The sequence below is a fragment of the Borreliella kurtenbachii genome (assembly GCF_030437945.2).
Taxonomy (GTDB): Bacteria; Spirochaetota; Spirochaetia; order Borreliales; family Borreliaceae; genus Borreliella; species Borreliella carolinensis.
Genome location: NZ_CP124058.1, coordinates 613,968 through 639,830 on the forward strand (window position 1 = coordinate 613,968; position 25,863 = coordinate 639,830).

17 protein-coding genes and 4 tRNA genes are annotated in these 25,863 nt (G+C 29.4%); 17 read left to right on the forward strand and 4 right to left on the reverse strand.

Annotation, left to right across the window (positions count from 1 at the left end; genetic code table 11):
- Positions 1-9: 9 nt before the first annotated feature.
- On the reverse strand, positions 10-2,157 hold the full coding sequence (locus QIA22_RS03535) for a methyl-accepting chemotaxis protein (protein WP_301611814.1): 2,148 nt from the start codon (positions 2,155-2,157) through the stop codon (positions 10-12).
- 267 nt (positions 2,158-2,424) lie between these two features.
- On the opposite strand from QIA22_RS03535, the gene QIA22_RS03540 reads away from it, so the two are divergent.
- A complete protein-coding gene (locus QIA22_RS03540) occupies positions 2,425-4,632 on the forward strand; it encodes a methyl-accepting chemotaxis protein (protein WP_301611816.1) in 2,208 nt (735 codons plus the stop codon).
- 9 nt (positions 4,633-4,641) lie between these two features.
- On the opposite strand, the gene murB is transcribed toward QIA22_RS03540, so the two are convergent.
- On the reverse strand, positions 4,642-5,550 hold the full coding sequence (murB, locus tag QIA22_RS03545) for a UDP-N-acetylmuramate dehydrogenase (protein ID WP_301611818.1): 909 nt from the start codon (positions 5,548-5,550) through the stop codon (positions 4,642-4,644).
- Between the two features lie 51 nt (positions 5,551-5,601).
- Here murB and QIA22_RS03550 point away from each other — a divergent pair, with 51 nt between their 5' ends.
- From QIA22_RS03550 to QIA22_RS03565, 4 genes are read left to right on the forward strand one after another with little or no spacing between them, the layout of a single operon-like run.
- Positions 5,602-7,044, forward strand: coding sequence for a cysteine--tRNA ligase (locus QIA22_RS03550; RefSeq protein WP_301611819.1), 1,443 nt, complete (start codon positions 5,602-5,604; stop codon positions 7,042-7,044).
- 3 nt (positions 7,045-7,047) lie between these two features.
- Positions 7,048-8,607 (forward strand): IPT/TIG domain-containing protein, encoded by a 1,560-nt coding sequence (locus QIA22_RS03555; RefSeq protein WP_301611821.1) that lies wholly within the window; start codon positions 7,048-7,050, stop codon positions 8,605-8,607.
- Complete coding sequence (gene glyA / locus QIA22_RS03560) at positions 8,604-9,857, forward strand: serine hydroxymethyltransferase (RefSeq protein ID WP_301611822.1); 1,254 nt, start codon at positions 8,604-8,606, stop codon at positions 9,855-9,857. Before QIA22_RS03555 ends, glyA begins: the two co-directional genes overlap by 4 nt.
- Positions 9,858-9,882: 25 nt before the next feature.
- Positions 9,883-10,635 carry a J domain-containing protein gene (locus QIA22_RS03565; protein ID WP_301611824.1) on the forward strand — a complete coding sequence of 251 codons (753 nt, stop codon included), beginning with the start codon at positions 9,883-9,885 and terminating at the stop codon, positions 10,633-10,635.
- Positions 10,636-10,690: 55 nt separating this feature from the next.
- Here QIA22_RS03565 and QIA22_RS03570 read toward each other — a convergent pair whose 3' ends face one another.
- The gene (locus tag QIA22_RS03570; protein ID WP_301611826.1) at positions 10,691-12,547 is read right to left on the reverse strand and encodes an integrin-binding adhesin P66; all 1,857 of its coding nucleotides are present in this window, start codon (positions 12,545-12,547) and stop codon (positions 10,691-10,693) included.
- Positions 12,548-12,794: 247 nt separating this feature from the next.
- Positions 12,795-14,297, reverse strand: coding sequence for an L-lactate permease (locus QIA22_RS03575; RefSeq protein ID WP_301611827.1), 1,503 nt, complete (start codon positions 14,295-14,297; stop codon positions 12,795-12,797).
- A 70-nt stretch (positions 14,298-14,367) separates the two neighbouring features.
- On the opposite strand from QIA22_RS03575, the gene QIA22_RS03580 reads away from it, so the two are divergent.
- The 12 genes from QIA22_RS03580 (at position 14,368) to lon (ending at position 25,847) form a co-directional block, all read left to right on the forward strand.
- Positions 14,368-15,585 (forward strand): D-alanyl-D-alanine carboxypeptidase family protein, encoded by a 1,218-nt coding sequence (locus tag QIA22_RS03580; RefSeq protein WP_301611829.1) that lies wholly within the window; start codon positions 14,368-14,370, stop codon positions 15,583-15,585.
- Between the two features lie 4 nt (positions 15,586-15,589).
- Entirely contained in the window at positions 15,590-16,081 is a 492-nt protein-coding gene (gene cheD / locus QIA22_RS03585; RefSeq protein ID WP_231011786.1) for a chemoreceptor glutamine deamidase CheD, read from the forward strand.
- Between the two features lie 2 nt (positions 16,082-16,083).
- Positions 16,084-18,060, forward strand: coding sequence for an ATP-dependent helicase (locus QIA22_RS03590; protein WP_301611832.1), 1,977 nt, complete (start codon positions 16,084-16,086; stop codon positions 18,058-18,060).
- Positions 18,061-18,176: 116 nt separating this feature from the next.
- The gene (gene pepD, locus QIA22_RS03595) at positions 18,177-19,607 is read left to right on the forward strand and encodes a beta-Ala-His dipeptidase (protein WP_301611833.1); all 1,431 of its coding nucleotides are present in this window, start codon (positions 18,177-18,179) and stop codon (positions 19,605-19,607) included.
- A gap of 131 nt (positions 19,608-19,738) precedes the next feature.
- Positions 19,739-19,811: transfer RNA gene (locus QIA22_RS03600), tRNA-His, on the forward strand.
- Between the two features lie 24 nt (positions 19,812-19,835).
- Positions 19,836-19,909: transfer RNA gene (locus tag QIA22_RS03605), tRNA-Arg, on the forward strand.
- Positions 19,910-19,989: 80 nt separating this feature from the next.
- Positions 19,990-20,070: transfer RNA gene (locus QIA22_RS03610), tRNA-Leu, on the forward strand.
- A 5-nt stretch (positions 20,071-20,075) separates the two neighbouring features.
- Positions 20,076-20,147 (forward strand) — tRNA-Gly (locus QIA22_RS03615).
- A gap of 40 nt (positions 20,148-20,187) precedes the next feature.
- Positions 20,188-21,552 carry a trigger factor gene (tig, locus tag QIA22_RS03620; RefSeq protein ID WP_301611834.1) on the forward strand — a complete coding sequence of 455 codons (1,365 nt, stop codon included), beginning with the start codon at positions 20,188-20,190 and terminating at the stop codon, positions 21,550-21,552.
- 14 nt (positions 21,553-21,566) lie between these two features.
- Positions 21,567-22,151, forward strand: coding sequence for an ATP-dependent Clp endopeptidase proteolytic subunit ClpP (gene clpP, locus QIA22_RS03625; protein ID WP_301341740.1), 585 nt, complete (start codon positions 21,567-21,569; stop codon positions 22,149-22,151).
- Positions 22,152-22,174: 23 nt separating this feature from the next.
- Positions 22,175-23,467 carry an ATP-dependent protease ATP-binding subunit ClpX gene (gene clpX / locus QIA22_RS03630; RefSeq protein ID WP_301611836.1) on the forward strand — a complete coding sequence of 431 codons (1,293 nt, stop codon included), beginning with the start codon at positions 22,175-22,177 and terminating at the stop codon, positions 23,465-23,467.
- Positions 23,454-25,847, forward strand: a complete 2,394-nt coding sequence (lon, locus tag QIA22_RS03635; protein ID WP_301612205.1) for an endopeptidase La — start codon at positions 23,454-23,456, stop codon at positions 25,845-25,847. Before clpX ends, lon begins: the two co-directional genes overlap by 14 nt.
- The last annotated feature ends 16 nt before the right edge of the window (positions 25,848-25,863 follow it).

The window sequence follows — 25,863 nt, forward strand, 5'->3', positions numbered from 1 at the left end:
TAATCTAGTTTATTTGGTTTTAAATTGATCTGTACTTTCGCTAATTCCAGAAATGTGACTTGAATTTGTAGTTCCTAAAACCTTGATACGCTCAATTGCTTCTACCAGTTTATTAATCTCTTCTTTTAAACCTTTCATTGAGCTTGAGACTGTAATATTAATTTCTCCCAACAGTTTAATAGTGCTAATGATTTCTTTGTTGCCTCTAAACATATCATTTGAACCAATTTTTACTTCATATGTTATTTCCCGCATCGTATTTAAGGCCTTTAAAATTTCTTGGCTACCTATTGATTGTTCTTGCATTGTATGATTTATTTCTTCTATTACTTGAACAACTAAATTGATTGAATCGAATATTTGGTTGAAAGCTTTATTTGTTAATTCAGAGGTGTTTACGGTTTTGGTTATTGAATCCATTATTTCATTAATTGATGAGGCAACAGATTCTGATTGTGATGTTACTTGTTCTGCTAGGTCTTTTATTTCTTCTGCTACAATGGCAAATCCTTTTCCAGCTTCACCAGCATGAGATGCTTCAATTGCAGCGTTCATTGAGAGTAGGTTGGTTTGGCTTGCTATAGATGAAATTAAAGAGTTTGCTTCTTGTAATCTTGTTGAGTTTTTGAAAATCTCTTTGATTTGAGTAATAACTTCTTCTTGTTTTTTTCGTCCATCATCAGAAAATCTTTTTAGTTCTTCTGTGCTTTTTGCAGCTTTTTGAGTTATTTCCGTTATTGATTGGATTCCTCCTATCATTTCTTCGATAGCCGATGAGGATTGTTCAACGCTTGCGGCTTGAGTTTCAATTGAATTATCAAGAGATGAAATATTTTTTGAAAGACTTTCAATTATATTTGTTGTATTAGAGATGAATTCTACCTGTTTTTCTACTTCTTCTTGTGTTTTTTCTATGTATTGATTTGAATTTTTAATTGTATTATGAGTTTTGTTTATCTCGCTAAATAAATGGTCTCCGTTTTCTTTAAGCAATTTTACTCGTTCTTGTAGCGAATTAATTACATGTTTTAGATTTTCAATAAAATGCCCAAAAAGATTTATTGTTGAGCTTATTGAATCTTTGCCTTTTGATTCGATTTTAAATGTTAAGTCGCCGGTTTTAACCTTTGGAATGACAACATTGAGTTTGTCTATTTTTGATATTATTAAAGTTTTTATGGTTGATATCATTATTAATATAAAAATTATTACCAAAATAAATATAATAGAAAGTGAAACTAATCTCATATTTTTAAATTCTTTTGAAAATATGTTGTTATAATCTATTTTTATTCCTAAGTACCAATGAGATGTTGTGATCCTTGCTAGTGAGATTATTTCATTTGAATTACTTGTATTGTAATTTGTTTTCCCTTGAGATAATGCACTTAATATTTGAGTTAATGTTTTTGCGTTAAAGCCAAATATGTGTTTTATGTTTTTTAAAACCTCATCTTTTCCTCCAAATGCATCCCCACTGCTGTTTATTAAGTACACGTTAAAGTATTTTGATGAGTTTTGGCTGCTTGCATTTTGTTCTAGCAAGGAGTTTTCCAAAAGCAGCAAAAGATATTCTTTTAGTTCGGCAATTTTTTCTGAAATGTCAGCATATAAAATAATATATCCAATATTAGATTTTTTTGAATCTGTTATTTTATATGCTATTGGAATATAAAAATTGTTGTTTATTTTTACTAAACTGTTGTGCAGAATTGAAATTTGCAATGTAGTTATAGCTTTGCCCAGAAGCAATTCTTTTAAGCTTATGTATTGACCAGTTCTTTTTTTTTCGCTTGATGCGATTATGTATCCATCTTTGTTTGCATACTCTATTATTTTAATAAAAGACGGAAGTGTAATTAAAATTTTGTCAGATACTAAGTGTTCTTCGCTTTTGTTATTCAGAATTGCGGATCTATAATCATATCTGGCTGTTAATATGTTTAAAGCTTTTATTACTTCTTTAGATTCATCAGAAAAGCTTTTGATCATTGCTTGGTTAATGAATTTTGTGAAGTCTTGAAGTTCTTTTGTTATAATTTTTTTATAGCCTTGATCTAGTAGCAAAAAGGTTGTTGCAATAATGATTATTGTGTATGCCAGGATTATAAAATTGAATTTATAAAAAAGGCTAGAGTTAAGTTTCTTTCTTTTCACTAAGTCCCCTCAAAATTTTGTTTTTTCATAAAATTTTTAAAACATTAAATTTTTAGTATTCTATATGTTTTATTATATAATTATATATGCATGTAACTAAATAATAAAATAATTATTTGCAAATATTTGAAGGATTTAATTTTTAAGATTCAGAAAGAAAGGTTTAATTTGCCAATTGTTATTAGTAATTATTTGTATGTGATTTATGAAGGTGAAAGGTTTGTTTTAAGATTTTAATCATACTAATTTTATGTTTGGAGAGCTTTTATGATAGATGAGAATTTAATAGATGTTAATCTGAAAAATACTAAACGATTTCTTTATCTAGTTTTATTTGGATTTCTTTTTTTAAATTTTTTATTCATAGGTTATGCTTATATGAATTATAAAAATGAGTATTTGGATCGCTTTAAATTTGATTCTAAGTTGTTTTTAAACAGTATTTCTGCTGTTATTAAAGCCAAATATTCGGAATCTTCTAGGTTTCTTGAAGAGCTTGTAAAAGATAGCTATAGGTTTGGGATATTAGTTAATTCTTCAAAAAGCTTTCTTTTGTCTTCAAGTTTAAAATTGGGTGATAGCTTAGATGAAAATAGTGATTTGTTTTTAAAGTCAAGAGAATTTAACTCTATAAATAAAATTTTTAAAACTATTCCTTTGGCAAAAGATTCGCTTGAAGGCGTATTTTATATTCCTATAGGGAAAAATGTTTTAATATCAAATTCAAATTTTTCATCTTTGGGTTTAAAAGATGTTAGATTGGATCCAATTTATTCTGTTCCTGTAGAAAAAAATTCTAAATATTATTCAAGATACATGATAATAGACGGAAAAATTTATTCTATAATAAGTTTTCCAGTTAGAGATTCTGTTGCAACATTGGGTGTAATAGGGATTTTAGTATGCTTTGATGAGTCGTTAGATATTATTGAAAATCAGTTGTATTCTTCTCTTAAATTTAGCAGTAAGAATTATAATTTTTTTATGCTTGATAGAAATCATATGCCCATTTTTTTAAACTTTAATAATCTTCATGCCAAATCTTTTTCTCCATCTTATAATGAGAATTTTTTAAAAAAAGTTATAGCTTATGCTAAAAAAGATTCTTCTAGCTCTAAGTACACTTTTAATTATGAAAGAGATTTGTATTCTTTAAATTTTGTAAAAACCGATGATTTTTTGACTCAAGGGTTGATTTTAAATGTCAATTCCATTCCTATTATGTTTAAATCAAATTGGATTATATTCTTTGTATTTTTATTATTATCTTTTGCAATTATCTTTTATTTGTGCAAAACTTTTGTTTTTTCATTGATTAATGATTTTAACAGAATTGTTGATTATCAAAAATCAAAAAGCGATCCTTTTAGTCTTGAGCCTCCTTTAGAGGTTAAGTATTCTTCTTCTATTATTTCTTATATCAGTTCAAAGCTAGATAATCTGTCCTCTAAGAGTAATGAATCTTTTGAGAAGATAAAATTTTATTCTGAAGATTTAAATGAATATTTAAAACAAATAGAGACTGCTATATCAAATACTGAGAGTATAGACTCTAGCATTTTAGCTTACGAACAACTAAGGGATACTTTTTCTAGATTTGAAAAGTCAATTGTTGATATTTTAAAAGGCTTTGAATCTGTTGCTGATCCGATTAATGATCACAATAAGTATATATCAGAAATCTCTTCAAATTTTGAGGAGAATGTTAGTTTTTTCTATAGCATAGATAAAAATTTGGAAATTTTTAATAAGGTTGCTACTATAAATTCTGCTGATATTGAAAATATTAAAAGTAAGGTTTTTGATTTAAATATTGTTTTTGAAAATGTGAATAAAAATTTTGCAGATCTTTTGTCTCAAACAAATAGTTTGCAAAGTGTAAATAAACTTTTGGTTTCAATTTCAGCTCAGACCAATATGCTTGCTATGAATGCAGCAATTGAAGCAGCAAAAGCAGGTGATGCAGGTAAAAGTTTTGCAGTTGTTGCTGAGGAGATTAGAAAGCTTGCTATTAATTCTGGAAAATATTCTAAAACTATTAAAGATGAACTTAAAACGGTCGATAGCATTATTGCAGCAATCAATTCAGAGATTGATACAATTTATAAAAATTTCATAGATATTCAAGATAATGTGGATAACAATTTTTCAAGACACGAGAAAGTAGATCTTACTCTTGCTAAGCATTTTAAAGAAATTGGTGAGTTTAAAGAAAGGTATTTATCTCACGATACTAAGATCAGAGATGCTAAGAATATGTATAAAGAAATATTTAATAACCATTATTTTGTTAGTAGTAAGTTTAACAACTTTAACCAAGATTTAAAAGAGTTTAAAGTTTCTAAGATTAATTTGGATGCTGTAAATTCTCTTCAAGAATATTCATCTTTGGTGAAATCTTCTAAGGATAAGATATTAAAGACAAAAGAATTGATTCAAAAGATTAATGACGAGATTAAAAATATTCTTTTTTAGTTTTTTTGATTATTTAAATCCTATGTAAAGAACTTCTTCTTCAAGTAAAAGCCCAGTTTTCAAGTAGACTTCAGCTTTTACTTTTTCAATTAAGCTTTTTATGTCGTTGGAGGTAGCGTTATTAATATTGATAATAAAGTTTCCATGATATTTAGATACTGTAGCGCCCCCAATGCTTAATCCTTTGAGCTTGCACTCTTCAATTATTTGTCCACTAGGCTTTAGAAATGCTTTATTGTTTTTAAAAGTGCTTCCACTGCTTGGAAATAAATAGTGGCCTTTATTTATTCTTGCTTGTTTATTTTTAGTCATTTTTTCTTCAATAATTTTCTTATTGTCTTTTTTTAAATTCAATTCAATTTTTAATATAAGAAAGTTTTTATTTTGAAAAGGCGATATTTTATACTTAAAGTCTTCTTTTTTAAATTCTTTGCAAATAGTTTTTCCTTTGTCATTTATAAATGTAATTTTTTTTAGTATCTCAGAGATTTCATTTCCAAAGCATCTAGCATTCATCCATACAGCGCCTCCTAGTGTACCAGGTAGTCCATAGATAAATTCTAGGCCACTTAAGCTGTTATCAAGCGCAATTTTACATAAATTTTCAAAATTTGCACCACATTCGCCGATAATTTTATTTTCGTGAATTTCTATTTTGTTTAGATGTCCGGTGTATATTATTGGGAAATCAAGCTCTTTGTTATCATTGACTAAAATATTTGATCCTCCCCCAAGAATAAATAGTTTAATTTTTTCTTCTATTGCTGCTTTAAAAATATTTTCAGCTTCTTTAATATTTTTAGGGGTGAGAAATAATTTTGAAATGTTTCCAATTTTATATGTTGTATAGTCAGCTAGATTTTTTGTTTGGGGCTTAATATTGATTTTTTTAAGAAAATTATTTAGGCTTTTAGGCATACGTACTTAATAATAAATTAGATTTTTTATTTTTTCAATTTTGAGAAATGTATGATTTTGAAGTTATATAATACTAGAACAAAGGATTTTTCAGAATTAACAAATTTTGAAAATGTTAAATTGTATGCTTGCGGGCCTACTGTTTATAATTATGCTCACATCGGAAATTTTAGAACTTATATTTTTGGAGATTTATTAATTAAAACTTTAAGGTTTTTAGGATATAAAGTTAATTATGCTATGAATATTACAGATATTGGGCATTTAACGGGTGATCTTGATGATGGAGAAGACAAAGTTGCCAAGACAGCAAGAGAAAAGGGCCTTACAGCTTATGAGATTAGTGAATTTTTTACAGAGTCTTTTTTTAACGATTGTAGAAAATTAAACGTTGTATATCCCGACAAAGTTCTTATTGCAAGTAAACATATTCCCATCATGATAGAGGTTGTTAAAATTCTTGAAGAAAAAAAAATTACTTATTTCTCTAATGGCAATGTGTATTTTGATACTTCTTGTTTTAAAAGCTATGGCGAGATGGCCGGCATTGATCTTGTTGATAAAAATATGACCTTGCCCAGAGTTGATATTGATAAATTTAAAAGGAATAAAACCGATTTTGTTTTATGGTTTACTAATTCTAAGTTTAAAGATCAGGAGATGAGATGGGATTCTCCTTGGGGATTTGGTTATCCAAGTTGGCATTTGGAGTGTGCTGCTATGAATTTGGAGTACTTCAAAGATACGCTTGATATTCATTTGGGAGGAGTTGATCATATTGGAGTTCACCACATAAATGAAATAGCAATAGCAGAGTGTTTTTTGAATAAGAAATGGTGTGATATCTTTGTTCATGGAGAATTTTTGATTATGGATTATAATAAGATGTCAAAGTCACGTGGAAATTTTATTACAGTTAAAGACTTGGAAGATCAAAATTTTTCTCCTCTTGATTTTAGATATTTATGCTTGACGTCACACTACAGGAACCAATTAAAATTTTCATTGGACAATCTTCAAGCAAGCAAGATTGCTAGAGAAAATTTGATAAACAGGCTAAGTTATTTTTATGGATCCTTAGATCTAGATGATTTAAATATACTTAATAGGGATTTAAAAAATTTTGATTTTAGTTTAGAAAAAGAATATTATGATTCTTTTGTAGAAAAAGTTTCTTTTGATTTGAATGTTTCTCAAGGATTGGCTTTACTTTGGGAGATAATTAAATCTGAAAGTCTAAGCTTTGTTTCAAAGCTTAGATTAGCTTTTATTTTTGATGAGATTATATCACTTAATCTGAGAGAAGAAATTTTAAAAAATTTAGAAAACCATAATGTAGTTATTGATGAGAATATGAAAACTTTGATTGAAGAGAGAAAAATAGCTAAATGTGAAAAAAATTTTAAGCGTGCCGATGAAATTAGGGACTTTTTTGCCCAAAAAGGTTTTGTTTTGGTTGATACTAAGGAAGGAACTAAGGTTAAAAGAGGCTAATATTTGGCTATTTTTTTAAAAAACAAATATTTTTATTTAAGCTTAATTTTTATTATTTTTTTGATTTTATTTGTTTTTTCTGGATTTTTATTTTATTCAAAGCCAATTATTTATGATATATCTCCAATTCCCACTTCTCACAAGGATATTATTGTTATTAAAGGAAATAATTTGGGCTACAGTACGGGAGAGATTAATATCAACAATAATTATTTGGTTAAAAGTAGCATTATTAGTTGGAATAACACCGAAATAGTTTTTAAAATTACAGATGAAGTAAATTCCGGACTTATTTTTGTAAAAGGCGAAAGGGGTACTAGCAACGAACTTTTTCTTGTTATCAGCAGGCAAGTTCCTGTTAAGCTTAATAGGAAAAATATGCCTTTTATTTTTTCAGAGGATAAAATAACTTTAAATGCAAATTCTTTAACTTTATTACAGGGTATGAATTTGTTTTCACATTTTAGTACTATTAAGATTTTTCTTGAAACTAAGGACAAGCTTTATACAATTTTACCTCAAAATATTTTAGATGTTTCTGAGAATAAGTTAGAATTTATTTCTCCTAAAACTTTAAATTCTGGTGGGAAGCTTTATGTTTTATTGGACAATGTTCAAAGCAATAAAATTCCATTTTCTGTTAAATATGATTTTTTTAAGTGGACTTTGACTGATTCGAAAGAGTTTACAATAATTGAAGAGATTTATTTTAGTCAAGATGTTAGTAGTAATTTTGATTCAAATCCCGAAGATATTAATTTTAATATCTTCTATTTAAGACCAATTGAAAATGAGCGTCAAAAAATTGTAGACCTCAGCAATGAACAGCTTGATTTTAATATTGGTAATTTATTTTTTGAAAACCTAAAGACAAATAAATTTATTTTTAAGACTAGGATAAAGACTTCTAAACTTAATTTGGAATTTTTAGATGCGAAATATTTAGAAAGCATTGATGTTAATAGAGATATTGATAATCAAGAGTACAAAAAACATGTTCAAGATAAAAAAAAAGATTATTTATCTTACAGCTCTGTTGATTTAATGCCGTTAGATTCTCTAATTTTATCTAAGACGGATGGTAGTAATTCAGTTTATAAGTTGGCTAAAGCAATTATTGATGTTTTGACTTTGAATTTTAAGATTGTTGAGAATAATTTAAGTTTAAAGGATTCTATTAAAGCGGGAAAAATTTCATCTAGCAATTTAATAGTTCTTACGAATTTATTATTTTTAAAGTACGAGATTCCACTGAGAAATATAGTTGGGCTTTACTATGATTCTAATTCTCTTAAATTAAATGAGCATTTTTGGTTTGAATTTTTTTTAGCTGGGGTTGGCTTTGTATATTTTGATATAATAAATGCAGTATTATTTAATGATAGCTCTAAGTATTTTTTGAACATGTCTGAGAACTATATTCAATATGGATGCAAAGAGGACTATGATAAAAATGAATTTTTTGACGGATATTTAGATTCTGGGTTTTTAAAGTATAAAAGCTTGACAAACGGATCGTATTCTTTAATGCATAGGTTTGTTTTGGAGGATAATTTTAAATGAGGGATGATCAAATATTTAATTTAATTGAGAAAGAAAAATTAAGAGAAAAAGAACATATTGAGCTTATTGCTTCTGAAAATTTTACGTCTTTGGAGATAAGGCAGGCCGCTGGGAGTATTTTAACCAATAAGTATGCTGAAGGATATCCTTTGAATCGATATTATGGTGGTTGTTCTTTTATTGATGAGATTGAAACTTTGGCAATTTCAAGAGCAAAAGAGCTTTTTGGCGCAAAGTATGCCAATGTTCAACCGCATAGCGGGTCTCAGGCCAATATGGCTGCCATAATGGCTCTTATTAGCCCAGGCGACAGAATTCTTGGTATGCAATTATCTCATGGAGGACATTTAACTCACGGCAGCAGAGTAAATTTTTCTGGTATATTTTTTAATACTTATTTTTATGGTGTTTCTAGAGATTCTGAGCTAATTGATTATGATGAAGTTCTTAAGATAGCTAGAGATTGCAGACCAAATTTAATAATAGCCGGTGCTTCTTCTTATTCAAGAGAAATTGATTTTAAAAAATTTAGAGAAATAGCAGATGATGTTTCTGCTTATCTTTTGTGTGATATTGCTCATATTGCAGGCCTTATTGTTGCCGGTTTTCATAATTCCTCAATTGATGTGGCGCATCTTACTACAAGTACTACGCATAAAACTTTAAGAGGCCCAAGAGGCGGAATAATACTTTCTGGAAAGGATTTTGACAAATCAGTAAACTTTAATGGAAAAGAGAAGTCCTTGTTTAATGCTGTAAATTCTACAGTTTTTCCTGGAACTCAAGGGGGCCCTTTAGTTCATATTATTGCGGGTAAGGCTATTGCATTCAAAGAGGCTCTTCAGGAAAATTTTAAAGAATACATTGCTAACGTAATAAAAAATACTAAAGTTATGGCTGAATATTTCAAATCAGAAGGATTTCGGATTGTTAGTGGAGGTACAGACAATCATTTATTTTTGGTTGATCTTAGTAGTTCGGGTCTCACGGGTGCTGATGCTGAGAAATTACTCGAGAGTGTAAATATTACTTTAAATAAAAATGCTATTCCTTTTGACAAGAAAAGCCCCTCCTTGGCTTCTGGCATTAGAATTGGGGGCGCTGCTATTACTTCTAGAGGCTTAAATGAAAGTGACTCTTTAAATGCTGCTAAATTTGTTGTTAGAGCTTTAAAGGCAAAGTCTGATATTGAATTAAAACAAATAAAAAAGGAAGTTGTAAAATTTATTAGAGATTTTGACATACCTTGATTGCGTTGGAGGTTGTGATCAATAAATGCCAAGCCTAATTAGAATGTTTTTTTTAGTGTTGTTGTTTATTTTTATTTTTAATCCTGTTTTAATAGCAATGCTTTTTCTATTATTTCCTTTTTTGTTGATATTATTTAGTTTTTTGGGCGTTTTTAGAATATACTTTACAAGAGATTACTCATATTCTAGATCTAGAGAATTTGAATTTTATAAACTTTCTTTTTTATTAATGGCCAAATTGCTATCTATTTTGGGAACTGTAACTGGAGAGCAGTTAAATTATATTAATTTTATTATCAATTCTTTGAATTTGTCTGAACGTGGTAAATCAGAATTGTATACTATCTTTCATTCTGCTATTACTAAGAATAATAATGCTGATAAAATTTTGTATACTCTTAAGCTTGGCTATTTTCAGCACAAAGATCTTTTTATATGGCTTTTTGCCTCTCTTAAAGAAATTAACAGGCTTTCTAGGTATAAAAATTTAGAAGCTGAAAAATTTATCTCTTATGTTGGTGTTTTTTTAGAACTTGAATCTGATGGTTATGAAGCTTATAAAGATATTAATATTAAAATTATAAATCCTTACAGTATTTTAGGTTTAGCATATAGTGCTAGTGATGATGAGATTAAAAAGGCGTATAAAGGCCTTGTTATAAAATATCATCCCGATAAGTTTGCAAATGATCCTGTAAGGCAAAAAGATGCAAATGATAAATTTATTAAAATTCAAGATGCTTATGAAAAAATTTGCAAGGAAAGAAATCTAAGGTAACAATTTATTAATTATTTAAAGATAAAAAAGAAGGGCTTTGGCCCTTCTTTTGCTGTTAGCTTCCGCTGTAGGCTATTTTGAATTGCAAGAAAGCACTACCAATAGCGGCGTTATTTGCGTTTTTATTAGCAAGTTCTATGATGTTATTTGAATCCCACCCAAGAGAAATTGTTGTAAATCTTATTAGTTTTTCAAGGCTAAGCCCTGTTTTTAAATAAATTTTTGTAGCATCGCTTGAAAGTTTATTAGAGGGCCCTAAAATGTATGCTCCAATATAAGGTACCACATATGCTTCTGTTGAAATGGATGTTATTGGAATTGCATAATCAAGATATAAAGCCAAGCCGAGCTTCATTGCATCTTCAAATGTCAGATTAGGGGTTGTAGCTTGTGTTGTTGAACTTTGTCCGGCTTGATTGTCTGAATTAGTGCTTGGGTTTACTGTAGGATAGTTTTCTACAGATTTTTGTCTTAAAATATCGTAAAGACCGATAGATGTTATCCACCCTAGTCCATTTATAATGCCTTTTTTGTTGTCTTCATAGCTTGAAATTTCAACATTTAAGCTTTGAAATGAATTTTCGGATATGGTTTTTAATCTTTTTTCTGTATCTTTAGATCTGTAAAGGTTTTGTCCGTAGCTTATTCCTAGTGCAACCCCAGATTTTTTGTCTTGTTCTCCAAATAGTCTTGTACTGTAGGAATCAGATCCTTTAACTGCCCAGGATTCTTTTTCTCCGGTGTCTTTATTCCAGGCAAACCCTATGCTTGCTCCTGTTGAGAATGCAATTCCCAATTCTGTATTTTTGCTGAAATTAAGAGCATTGCCATTTGGATCAAATATATTTTCAGCTTTTTTATTAGGATCTGAGGATGCTCCTTTTTTGAAATTTGCTGCTTTTGAGATGTGTCCAAATACAGAAAAATCGCTTGCAAAAGGATCTATTCCAAAATCAGTTCCCATTTGTAAAATAAGATAGGTGTTTTTATCATTGATTTTTGTTAATCCAAGCTTATATTGAGTTCCAAAAGATGCTAAAATTGCAGAATTTGATAAAGTTGGACTCAATAAATCGTTACCAATTACGGATTTATCTTTTAAAGAGTATGTTATTGATGAATTATTGAATGTTTCATTTCCATAGGCTCCTGACAAGCCAAAATTTAATTCAAAGGGTGTTTCTGCAATTACAGATTTAGTATCTTCGTTTTGATCAAGTGTATTTTTTATTGGCTTCCATTTTGCTTGAATTCCATAAAGGACTCCTTTATATGTTTTGTTGTATGGGGTGTCTTTGTCATTTTCTTGATTTCTGTTGCCCGTGCCTGTTCCCCCTATTGCAAATGTAAGGTCGAGTTTTGGGAGTTTGTATCCCAGCTGAATTGTTCCTATGTTTTTAGAGGTGCCTCTTGCAATAATTGTTCCCCTTACTATTCTATCATTGCTTGGAAATCCATAGTAAGTGCTTTTAAATCCAGTCATAGGTGCAAAACTAAATAAAGACTCTTTATTAAAGTCAAAATCTGTCATAGTGCTTATTTTAATAAAAAAATCGTACATATTGATTTGGGCTGTTATATCTCCCACGTCAATTTTAAATTGATCACCTTTTTTGCCTTCCGCTTTTAATGCAAGATCTTCTACCTTAATGTAAGCCGAGAATGGATCGTCTTTACCTAATTCGGGATTAGCCTCAAATGGTTTAAGCTTAATGGTAATTTTGCTTTTGTTTTCAAACCCAGGAACAAGCTCGTCCATATCTAATCTGAATTCACTTGTGTTTTCAAATCCGAATGTTGGCATCCATGGGTTTATTTTAAATATATCTTTTTCCTTTAATGCGTCTGCTGCAAATATTGCTGCAGATGTGGTTAAAAATATAATTAATTTATATAAAACGTGGTTTTTCATAATTATACCTTCCTGTTGTAACTATAAACTTTTATTAGTTCTAGTTATTAATTAAACGTATTAATAAATATATTATAGACATGCTATTGTGTATAATATATTAACATATATATAACATGTATATAATATTAAAATATCAGATAAAAATTCAAGGTCATGTTATTATTTTGTGATTTTTATATTATTCAAATTTATAAATAAGATTAATTTTAGTATAAATTAATCTTATTTATTTTAAATGATTAATTTATACCAAATAAACTAGCAATCCTGTTACTAAAATGTAGCATAAAGCATAAATTATTGTTTTTGATAAAAGCTTGCCTTCTTGTCCAATTAATCCAGCAGTTGTTGTTGCTATTGTGATGTTTTGGGGAGAAATCATTTTTCCTCCAGTTGCTCCTGTTGTATTTGCTGCTGCAAGCCAGTAAGGATTTGCTCCAATATTTTCTGCCATTTGTGTTTGCAAAGGTCCAAAAAGAACATTTGAAACTGTGTCACTTCCTGTTAAAAATGTCCCAATAGCTCCAATTAGTGGGCTAAATAATGGTCCAAATTTGCCTGTTATTATTGAGATTCCATTAGCAAGATCTCTTATCATTCCACTATGTGTCATTAATCTTGATATTGCAACAATGCAAATGATTATAAATGAAGATAATGCCATTTTTTTCAAGGTTAGCATAAATATTTTTAGCTGTTTTAATATTGGAACTCCTCGTATTGAATAGGATATTAATGTTGCAAGTACGATCAAGAATCCCGGAGAGATAATCCATTTAAAGTGTAGGGGATTTGCTTCTGGATAAATGCTAATAGTGCTTTGAAAAGTTTTTAGGTATTCGTGAATTTTGTTAAAAAGAGGAGATACAAGCACTATAAATGTTACTATTAAAATGTAGGGTGAGCATGCAATAATTCCTTTTGATAAGGATATTGTGCTTTTGCTTTGGTGCTCAGTAGTTTCTTTGTTTCCAAAAAACTTTGCATAAACTATTGTTATTGTCATAGAAAGAATGCTTCCAAGGATTGCAGGAAGTTCTGGGCCCAAAGTTTTTGATATAAATACTTGAGATATTGCCATTGACATTCCTGAGAGTAGGGTAAGAAGGAATATCCCTTTTAATCCTTTAATGCCTCCTCCTGTAAGAATTACCAGCACAAAAGGTATTGTTAAGGTTGGAAGTATTAGTTGGAATGCAATCTCAGATGAAACAATGTTAACATCCAAGTTAGTTGCTTGAGCTAAAGATGTTATAGGGATTCCCACAGATCCATAGGCGGTTGATGAGGTATTCATTATTAAGCAGATTAAGCAAGCAAAAAATGGTTCAAATCCCATTGCTATTAATATTGACACAGGGATCGCAACAGCAGTTCCATATCCAGCAACTCCTTCTAAAAAGTTTCCAAATCCCCATGCTACTAGCAAGACTATAATTCTTCTATCAGAAGATACGTTTGATAAAATATTTTTAATAGTTTCTATGTCTTTTTGATCTTCTGACATTTTGTATGTAAATATGGCAGCAATAATTACAGTTGCTATTGGCCATATCCCCATTAAGGCGCCCTCAAGCATTGCAAGACTTGTGTTTACTATTCCCAAGTTTTTATAAAATATAACTATAGCAACAGTGGCTATTAATGATATGGGTATTACATAGTAAGCTGGCTTTTTTATTATTCCAAGTCCAATAATTATTAGGATTATTGGTACCAAAGCTGTTATAAAATCATAAGAATTCATAAAAATGGCTCCTTTTTAATTGTATTGTAATTAACAATTAATAAATAATATATAATTTTAATATTACAACATGAATAGTATCTGTGTTATTGGGAAATTTTTATTAACTTTATTTTTAATTTTTTTCCCGCTTTATTATGATCTTTTTGCAGTTAATTTGGTTGAGATTAATAAATTATCAAAGTATGCAAAATCAATAGTTTTAATGGACTTTGATACTAAGCGAATACTTTATTCTAAGAAGCCCAATTTGGTTTTTCCTCCAGCATCGCTTACAAAGATTGTTACAATTTATACAGCTTTAATTGAAGCTGAAAAGCGAAATATAAAATTAAAAAGCATAGTTCCTATTAGCGATTCTGCTTCATATTATAATGCGCCCCCCAATTCTTCTTTAATGTTTTTGGAAAAAGGTCAAATTGTTAATTTTGAAGAGATTTTAAAGGGACTTTCAATTTCTTCAGGCAATGATGCTTCTATTGCAATTGCTGAGTTTGTAGTAGGCAATTTAAATAGCTTTGTTAATTTAATGAATATCAATGTTTTAAATTTAGGACTTTTAAATATGCATTTTGTTGAACCTTCTGGATATAGCAGTGAGAATAAAATTACAGCACTAGATATGGCTTTTTTTGTAAAATCTTATGTAGAAAAATTTAAATTTATGCTTAATATTCATTCTTTAAAGTATTTTGTTTATCCAAAGAGTAAAAATTTAGGAACTGCTTTATCATCAAAATTTTTAAACTTAAAACAAAGAAATGCCAATTTATTAATACATGAATATCCTTATTCAGATGGTATTAAAACGGGATATATTAAAGAATCAGGCTTGAATCTTATTGCTACTGCTAAAAAGGGTGAGATAAGATTGATAGCAGTTGTATTGGGTGTTGAAAAAGGAATTAATGGATTTGGGGAGAAGATGAGAGCTTTGATTGCAAAAAATTTATTTGAATATGGATTTAATGAATATTCTAAATTTCCTTTAATAGTAAAATTAAAAGAAAAAGTCTATAATGGTACAGTAGATACAGTTGCTCTTTTTTCTAAAGAGCCTTTTTATTATATTTTAACTAAAGATGAATTTGATAAAATTAATATAAGTTATACTGTTGATAAGTTGGTTGCTCCACTTAGTGGGGATATGCCTGTTGGGAGGGCTATGATTTTTTTAGAAAATGAAAAAGTAGGAGATGTTGCTTTGTTTAGTGGTAAAGTTAATAAATTAGGGTTTTGGCAAGCTCTTTATAAGAGTTTTATAAATTTTTTTTCAAGAGAGTATTAATTTTATGTTAAACCATTTTAATTTTAAATTAAAACGCGATGTTACGATAATAGTTCCTGGTGAAGCTTTTGTTTCAAATAAAAGAGTTATTTCTACAATCCTTGGTTCTTGTGTTGCTGTTGTGCTTTGTGATGAATCAAACAATTTAATTGGAATGAATCATTATGTTCTAGTTAAGTCAGATCTTGAGATATCTCCTGACCAAAGGGGAAGATATGGGGTTTATGCTATTCCTATGTTAATAAATGCAATGTTAGAAAATGGGGCTAGTAAAAGCAATCTTAAGGCCAAGCTTTTTGGGGGAACTAATTTTATGGCAAAAGGATCGGTTAAGGTAGGGCTTGAAAATTCAGAGTTTGCCGTTAATACATTAAATAAGTATCGTATTCCAATTTTAGCTAAAGATTTTGATCAATCTAAGTCGCGAAAGATTTTTGCTTTTCCTGAAAACTTTAAAGTTATTGTTGAATATCCAGACGGAACAAAGGTTTTTTAATTTTGTCTAATGATGATTTTTTTAAAAATTCTCTCAATCAATTTCAATATGAAGCAGTTACTACTATTGAAGGTGCTCTTTTAATTATTGCTGGTGCTGGTAGTGGAAAAACAAGGGTTGTTACTCACAGAATAGCATATTTGCTTTTAAAAGGCATTGCTCAGAAGGAAATTTTAGCCTTGACTTTTACCAACAAGGCTGCTAATGAAATGAAAGACAGAATTAAAAAAATTTTAAAAAGTCCTCTTAGTAATCTAATGGTTTCAACTTTCCATGCTTTTGGGCTGTTCTTTTTAAAAGAAAATTATAAATTGTTAGGATATAGAAAAAACTTCAGCATTTACGATGACAATGATAGAGTCTCTCTTCTTAAAGAGATTTTACTTGATGAAGGTCTTTTTAATAAAAAAGTTTCTTTAAATTCACTTAGTAATGTTATTTCGCTTTTAAAAAACGGTATTCTTACTCTTAATGATTTAAAAGAAGAAGATATAAACATTTTTAAGCTTTATGAAGAGCGATTAAGGCTTTACAATTCTTTTGATTTTGACGATTTGATTTTAAAACCAAAAGAATTGTTAAGTAGTAATTCTGATATTAGAAATAAATATTCTAAAAGATATAAGTATGTTTTGATTGACGAGTTTCAAGATACTTCTTTGATTCAATACAATTTTATTCGTCTTTTAATAAATCATAATAATTTGTGTTGTGTTGGGGATGATGATCAATCGATATATTCTTGGCGTGGGGCCAATTATAACAATATGTTGCAATTTGAAAAAGATTACAATGTTAAAGAAATAAAGCTTGAACAAAACTATCGTTCTGCGAAAAATATTTTAGATGTTGCCAATTCTGTGATTTTAAATAATAAAAATAGAAAAGAAAAGACTTTGTGGTCTTCAAAGATGTGTAACAAAGTTATAGATTTTTTTATATTTGAAGATGAAATTCAAGAATCTGAGTTTATTGCAAGTCAAATCATACAGCTTTCAAGGTTAGAAGGTTTTAAGTCTAAAAAGATAGGAGTTCTTATGAGAACCAATGCTCTTTTTAAAAACGTTGAGATGATTTTTAGAAGACAAGGCATAAAATATAAAGTTTCAGGGGGAACATCTTTTTTTCAGAGAAAAGAAATAAAAGATATTATTTCTTATTTAAATGTAATAATAAATCCTAAAAGCGATTATGATTTGCTTAGAATCATTAATGTTCCAAGAAGAGGGATTGGCAAGGAATATTTGAAAAAAATTAGAGATATAGCAGACAAGAAGGGTTGTTGCATTTATGAGGCTCTTTGTGACATTACTTTTTCTTTTACAAACATTTCTAGTTATGACAAAGCTTTAAATAAGCAGGTCATTGAAAGCATAGAAGATTTTGTATCTTTTATTGAAGAGTATCAATATAAATTTAGTACAACAAAAAACACTTATTCTAATATAATCAAAGAAATGATAGAAAGCATTGAATATTGGGGATTTTTAGTTAATGAGAATCCCAATTCAATCAAAGTAGCTGAATATAAATATCAAAATATAGAAGGGTTTTTAAGCATAATCAAAAATTGGGAATCCAAACAACTTGGTGAATTGGGAGATTTAAGCAGTTTTTTAAATTACATAGTTCTTCAATCTAACGAAGCAAATGAGGAGTCTGAAAATATTAATATCAATTTAATGACAGTGCATTCTGCTAAAGGGTTAGAATTTGATTATGTATTTTTTATTGCCGTTGAAGACAATATTATTCCTCATCATAGAATTATTGAAGATAGTGAGTTTGACTTGGAAGAAGAGAGGCGAGTTTTTTATGTTGCATTAACTCGTGCAAAAGATTCTCTTGTTATTACAATGGCTAATAAGCGGAAAAAAGATAGGCAAATTTTTGATCAGGTGCCTTCAAGATTTATTTCAGAAATTCCTAAAGAATTTTTAAATTTTAATTATTGCGCAGCTTTTGTTGAAAAAGCTTAACCAATATTATTAAATTCATTGAATGAATTTAAAGATTAATTTAGTATATTATATGATTAATTATAAATTAAATCTAAGTATATTTATGGATTTAATTTAATCAAAGGAAAGTTATTATGAGTATTGTAATTGATTTTTTTAAAGAGATATCAAAAATTCCAAGATGTTCAAAAAATGTTAAAGGAATTATTAATTTTATTAAGCAGAGGGCCAAAAAATTTGGTTATCCTTTTAAGGAAGACAGTGTTGGGAATATTGTGGTGCAGATAAAATCAAATAATAATATTGATATGTCTCCTATTATTTTGCAATCTCATGTTGATATGGTTTGTGAAAAAAATGAATCCAGTTTACATAATTTTGAAACAGATCCAATTGAAATTGTTGAAGAGGATGGATATCTTAAAGGAGTAGGGACTACTCTTGGAGCTGACAATGGGATTGGAGTAGCTATGATGCTGGGGATTATGAGTGAAGCCAATAGTTTTCCTCATCCCGATTTAGAACTTCTATTTACGGTTGATGAAGAAATAGGTTTAATAGGTGCTATTGGTCTTGATCCTAATTTATGTAGTGGTAAAAGCCTTATTAATCTTGATGGAGAGGAAGAAGGTTATTTTTTAGTTGGTTGTGCGGGATCAAGACTTGTTGAGATTGTTTTTTCTCCTAAGTATAGCCTTGTAACGAAAAAAACAAAGGTAGAGATTTTGTTTAAGGGGCTTAAAGGTGGCCATTCTGGAGCAGATATTCATTTAGATTTGGCAAATTCTTTAAAATTAATGTTTTTTGCTCTTTTTGAAATTAAAGCAAATCTTAATTTTGAAATTGAAGGTATTTTTGGTGGAAACAGCAGCAATGCAATTCCAAATGAAGCCAAGGCCTTGATCTTTATAGATGATATTGATTATGATTTATTAAATAAAGAGCTTAAACTTTTTGTACTTAAAGTTAAAAGTTTATATTCTCTTGAAGATGAATTTGATATTATTGTTAATAAAAGAGAATTTTCATCAGTTAAAGTTCTTGATGAAGATAGCAAAAATAAGCTTTTAAATATGGGAATGGGATTTTTACATGGAGTTCAAAAAGTAGAAAATTATGAAAATAAGCTTATAAAGACCTCTTTAAATTTTTCAAGTCTTTTAAAAATGCAAGACGATTATATTTTTACTTTTTTAATAAGATCTTTATTAGATTCAGACAAAGATTATGTTTGCAATCATTTACAATCAATAAGTGATTTATCAGGATCTAATTTGCGTGTAATTTATGACGATCCTTCTTGGAAGCCTGATAAGAATAGCAATCTTTTAAAACATCTTCAAGACGTATACGAAGAGATGTATCTTGAATCTGCTAATGTCTCCTTAATACATGCAGGGCTTGAAACAGGCATAATATCTTCTAGGTTGGGGGGTATAGAATCTGTTACTCTTGGGCCTTGGATTGAATGGCCTCATACTACTAGAGAAAGAGCAAATATTTCTTCAACTATTAGAGTTTATGAGTTTTTGAAAAAAAGCTTAGAAAGATTTCAAAAATTTTAATTTTAGAAAATTTATTGTTTTATTATAAATTTTCTAATAAAAGACCTATGACTTTTATTATTTTTATCTTTTGTTGACTTAGAGATTAAATATTTATAAAATATTATAATAATCATAGTCACTAGTTATTGGTGGTTGTAGCTCAGTTGGTAGAGCGTCGGGTTGTGGTTCCGAATGTCGCGGGTTCAAGCCCCGTCAATCACCCTTTAGTCAATTTTATTTTCAACTGCATTCATAGCTCAACTGGATAGAGCGGCGGACTTCGAATCCGAAGGTTGCAGGTTCGACTCCTGCTGAGTGCGAAATTATTATTTACTTAAGTAGATTGAGCATACTTGCAAAAGCTTTTAAGTTTTTGTATACTAGTTTGAGTATGAAGTATGCAGGAGTGGTGGAATTGGCAGACACGCTAGACTTAGGATCTAGTGCCTTTGGCTTGTGGGTTCGACTCCCACCTTCTGTAAAATTGCGAAAGTAACTCAGGGGTAGAGTGTCACCTTGCCAAGGTGGAAGTCGCGGGTTCAAATCCCGTCTTTCGCTTTTTAATAATTATCAATAAGGTTTAATTGGGGCATTAACAGTGATTTTGAGTAAAGATATTAAGCTTCTTCCAGGTTCAAAAGTTGAGGTTGTCATTAAAGTTTCAAAAAGTGTTGTTCAGGAAAAATATAATTCATTATTGCAAGATTATTCTTCCCGACTTAAGATTCAAGGTTTTAGAATTGGAAAGGTTCCCATTAATATTATTGAAAACAAATATTCTGAGGGATTAAGAGCTACTGTTTTAGAAGAAGTGATTAATAATTCTCTTAAAGAATTTTTCAAAGAAGAAGCAAAAATGCCTTTAAGCTATGCTACTCCTACTATAAAGGAAAAAAATTTAAGATTAAATCTTGATAAAGATTTTGAATTTACTTTTGTATATGAGACTTATCCTGAATTTAAAATTCCAAGTTTTGATGAGATTGATGTTAAAGTTGAGGTTCCAGAAGTTTTTATTGATGATTCTGATATTGATGATGAGATTAGGAATCTTCAAATAGAAAATGCAATTATTATTGAAGATGAGCAAGGAGTTGTCAAGAAAGATAGCATTGTTAAAGTGGATTTTGTTGAGCTTGATAACCTTTCAAATGAGATAGTATCAACAAAAAGACAAGACTTCGTTTTTACTGTTGGAAAATCTGAGACTTATTATGATTTTGACAAAGATGTAATTGGTATGAGAATAAATGAAGAGAGGGTTATAGAAAAGTCTTATATTGCAGATTACAAATTTAAAGAACTTGCAGGTTCTTCAAGAAAATTGAAGATTAAGATTAAGAGTATTAAAAAAAGAGATCTCCCTTTAATAGATGATGAATTTGCACAGGATATTAGTGGTAAATATAATACACTAGATGATCTTAAAAATTTTATAAGGTCTAGTCTTTTAAACATTGTTGAAGAAAAAAAAGAAACTTTAAAGCTAAACAAATTTTTTTCTATTGTTTCTGAAAAGTTAGAAATAGATATTCCGCATTCAATGATTGAGGCTGAAATTGAAATTGCTTTTAAGGATGCCAAAAGGCAAAATAAAAATAATATGAGCCTTGAAGAGTTTAAAAGCATGTTCTATTCTTCAGGATATGTTGGTAGCGATAATTTAAAAGATGAGATTCTTAGGAATTTGAAATCTAAGTTGATAATTCAGAAAATGGTAGATTTAGACCCAATTAAAGTTGCTGAGAGCGATGTTGAGGATGAAATGGCCAGGCAGTCTGAAAATTCAGGCGTAAGTTATGAGGAGATTAAAAAATTTTATGAAGATCAAAATCTGATTTCTTATTTAAAGGATGATATCAAAAGAAAAAGAGCTAAGAAAAAAATTTTGGAAAATCTTAAAGAGGTAAAGGGCAAAAAAATTTCTTTTAAAGATTTTGTTAATTATAAAATTTGTGAGTAAGAAAAATGGAGTTTATGCATAATTTAATACCCACTGTAATAGAGAGTACGGGAAATTATGAGAGGGTATTTGATATATATTCAAGATTGCTTAGAGAGCGCATAATATTTTTAAGTGGTGAGATTAATGATCCTAAGGCAGATACTGTGATTGCTCAACTTTTGTTTTTAGAATCAGAAGATTCAAACAAGGACATTTATCTTTATTTGAATTCTCCAGGAGGAAGTATCACTGCAGGTCTTGCGATTTATGATACTATGCAATATATAAAACCTGATGTAAGGACAATTTGTATTGGTCAAGCCGCTTCAATGGGAGCTTTTTTGCTTGCTGGTGGTGCTAAGGGTAAAAGAGAATCTCTAGCTTATTCTAGAATAATGATTCACCAACCTTGGGGTGGAATAAGTGGTCAGGCTAGTGATATTAATATACAAGCTAATGAAATTTTAAGACTTAAAAAATTAATAATAGATATTATGTCTAATCAGATAGGTGTTGATAAGGAAAAACTGGCTCTTGATATGGAAAGAGATTATTTTATGACTTCAAACGATGCTCTTAAATATGGTCTTATAGATAGTATATTAGCAAGGGAGTAGTTTTATTTTCGGTAAAAGTTTTTATGGCAAGAGTAAAAGGTCAAAAAGTAAAAGAGTGTTCTTTTTGTGGACTTAGTGTCGCTGAGCTTGGCGGCAATGTTGTTATATCTAATGGAGTAGCGATTTGTCCAGAATGTTCTAAAATATGTCACAATCTTTTTAAAGAAAAGTTGTGTAAGCCGTTAGATTCAAAGTCCAACGGCTTGCCAACTCCCAAACAGCTTAAAGATCATTTAGACATGCATGTTGTTGGGCAAGAAGATGCAAAAAAAGTCTTATCTGTGGCTGTTTATAATCATTATAAGAGAATATTGAAAAATAATAAATACGATAATGGTATTGAGATTGAAAAATCCAACATACTTTTAGTTGGTCCTACAGGCAGCGGTAAAACTTTGCTTGCAAAAACGCTGGCTGCAGAGATGAATGTACCATTTGCAATAGCAGATGCTACAACTTTAACAGAAGCAGGATATGTTGGTGAAGATGTAGAAAATATTTTGCTTAAATTGATACATGCTGCTCATGGGGATGTTAGTTTAGCTGAGAAAGGTATTATTTATATAGACGAGATAGATAAAATTGCTAAAAAAAATGAAAATGTTTCAATAACAAGAGATGTTTCTGGAGAAGGGGTTCAACAGGCTTTGTTAAAGATAATTGAAGGTACCATTGCCAATGTTCCCCCAAGAGGCGGCAGAAAACATCCTTATGAGGATACTATTGAAATTAATACTCAAAATATACTTTTTATATGTGGTGGTGCTTTTGTTGGGCTTGAAAATATTGTTAAGAATAGAATAAATAAAAGTTCTATTGGGTTTTCAGCAATTGAAAAAAAGAATATAAGAGAAGATACTTCATTAAAATATTTAGAAATGGAAGATTTGATTAAATTTGGCTTAATACCAGAGTTTGTTGGCAGGCTTCCTGTGCATTCGTATCTTGAAAAGTTAAATAAAGAAGATTTGTTGAGAATATTGGTTGATCCCCAAAATTCTATTGTTAAGCAGTATTATCATATGTTTAGAATGGACAATGTTGAACTGGTATTTGAAAAAGACGCTTTAGAATCAATTGTAGATGAAGCCATTTTAAAAAATACTGGAGCAAGAGGTCTTAGATCTATTTTAGAAGGCCTTCTTAAAGATGTTATGTTTGAGGTTCCTTCGATTAGTAAGGCTAAAAAGGTTGTTGTTACAAAAGAATCTGTTTTAAATGCAGATATTAATCCATTAATTTTGGTGGGAAATGCAATTAAAAAACCTTGGGCAAAAGAGTTATATGAAATCAATCTTAAATATGATAAAAAATAAAAAAGAAGATCTTCCGATTGTTATTTTAAAAGAAAATGTTCTTTTCCCCAATATGACATTGTGGGTGACTTTTGATAATGAATATGTAATTAATTCCATAGCTCAATCTATGTTAGAGGAAAGATTGATTTTATTTGCTTATCCAAATGAGTCTAATTATGATGAATCTGATAGGGGAGGAGGGGTTAAAAACTTATGCTCTGTGGGCACTTATTCTAAACTTATCCAAGTTATAAAGGTCAGTAAAGACGTAGTAAAAGTTTTGGTTGAGTGTCAAAGTAGGGTTCTTATAGGTAGTGTTTTAAAAAAAAATGATTATTTGAGAGCCAAAGTTACTTTTGTGCCTGATGCTGGTGGATTAAATAGAGAACTTTTCACTTACTCTAAATTTTTAAAAGAAACTTATGAGGCTTACAGAAATTCCTTATCTTTAAAATCTTATGATACTGATAATGAGCCAATTAATTATTTTGAGAATCCAAGCAAACTTGTCGATATTATAGCCTCTAATTCAAACTTGGAAAATAGCATAAAATTAGAGCTTTTGCAAGAGCTAAATGTTAAAACCAGAATAGAAAAATTAATTGTTAATTTAAACATTGAAATTGACCTTTTAGATCTTAAAAAAGATATTAATTCTAAAGTTAGAGCCAAGTTGGATAAGGGGCAAAGGGATTATTTTCTTTCTGAACAAGTTAAAGAGATACAAAAAAGATTAGGTAAAGATGAAAACGATTATATTGACAGGTTAAATTCTAAAGATATTCCAGAAGATGTTAAATCTAAGATTGAAAAAGAAATTTCTAGATTGTCTAAAATGCAGATGAATTCCCCTGATGCTAATATTATTAGAAGTTATATAGAATTAATATTAGATCTTCCGTGGAATGAAAATACTGTTATGAAAAATCATTTAAGCGAGATTGAGTTTATCTTAAGAAATTCTCATTATGGTATGGATGAAGCAAAAGAAAAGATAATAAATTTTTTAGCTGTTTATCAAATTAATTCTAAGGTTAAAGCTCCTATTTTATGTCTTGTAGGGCCTCCTGGCATTGGCAAAACATCTCTTGTGGAATCTGTTGCAAGATCACTGTCTAGGGAATTTGTTAAAATATCTCTTGGCGGTTTAAGAGATGAGGCAGAAATTAGGGGACACAGAAGAACTTATGTTGGCTCTCTTCCAGGTGTTTTTATTAGTGCAATGAAAAGATCGGGTAAATCAAATCCCGTTATTCTTCTTGATGAAATAGATAAAATTAATAGTAGTTATAAGGGAAATCCCGAATCTGCCCTTTTAGAAGTTTTAGATCCCGAGCAAAACTATAAATTTATAGATCATTATTTAGAAATTCCTTATGATCTTTCTAATGTTTTATTTGTTACAACAGCCAATTCCCTTAATGGCATGTCAAAGCCGCTTTTGGATAGAATGGAAATAATTAAAGTTGAGGGGTATTCTTATATTGAAAAATTAGAGATTGCTAAGATTTTTCTGATTCCAAGCATAATTAAAGAGAGTTTTTTAGACAAAGTTTATATAAGAATAGAAGATGATGTTATTTTTAATTTAATTAGAAACTATACTATGGAATCTGGTGTAAGGGGGCTAAAGAGAGTTTTAACTAATTTGATTAGAAAGCTTGTAAGGGAGTTGCTTTATGAGTATTCTAAAGATCAAATCATCAAAGGCAATTTTTATGCACCAAGTTCTTTGATACATGGAAATAATTCACTTTTTACTCATGATCCTGATATTCCAGGTATTTATAAAATAATCAATATTAATAATTATTATAATTATGTTGATACTGAGTATAATTTGGATTTAATTAAGATTGATTCTTCAGGATTTGTTTATGGGCTTGCTTGGACAAATTATGGTGGTACAGTTCTGCCTGTTGAGGCAACTAAGTTTGAGAAAAAAGGAGACATTATTCTAACGGGTAGTCTTGGTGCTATTATGAAAGAGAGTGCACAGCTTGCATATTCTATAGTTAAGACCTATTCTTCTAAGCTTAATTTTGATGTAAAGGAAAGTCCTGAAATTCATTTGCACTTTCCAGAAGGAGCAACCCCAAAAGATGGGCCTTCTGCGGGTATTACCATTGCAACAGCAATTGCTTCAATACTCTCTGATAAGAAAGTTCCTTTGGATCTTGCAATGACTGGTGAGGTGACTTTAAAGGGCTTTGTTCTTCCTGTGGGTGGTATTAAAGAAAAGGTTTTAGCAGCCTATAGAAACGGTATAAGCAAGGTTATTTTGCCTAAAGACAATAAAAAAGATTATTCTAAGCTTCCAGAAGAAGTTAAGGATAATATAGATGTTAAGTTTGTTTCCAGTTTGGAAGAAGTTTTTGATTATTTGAACATTATTTAAAAATTTACATATTTAA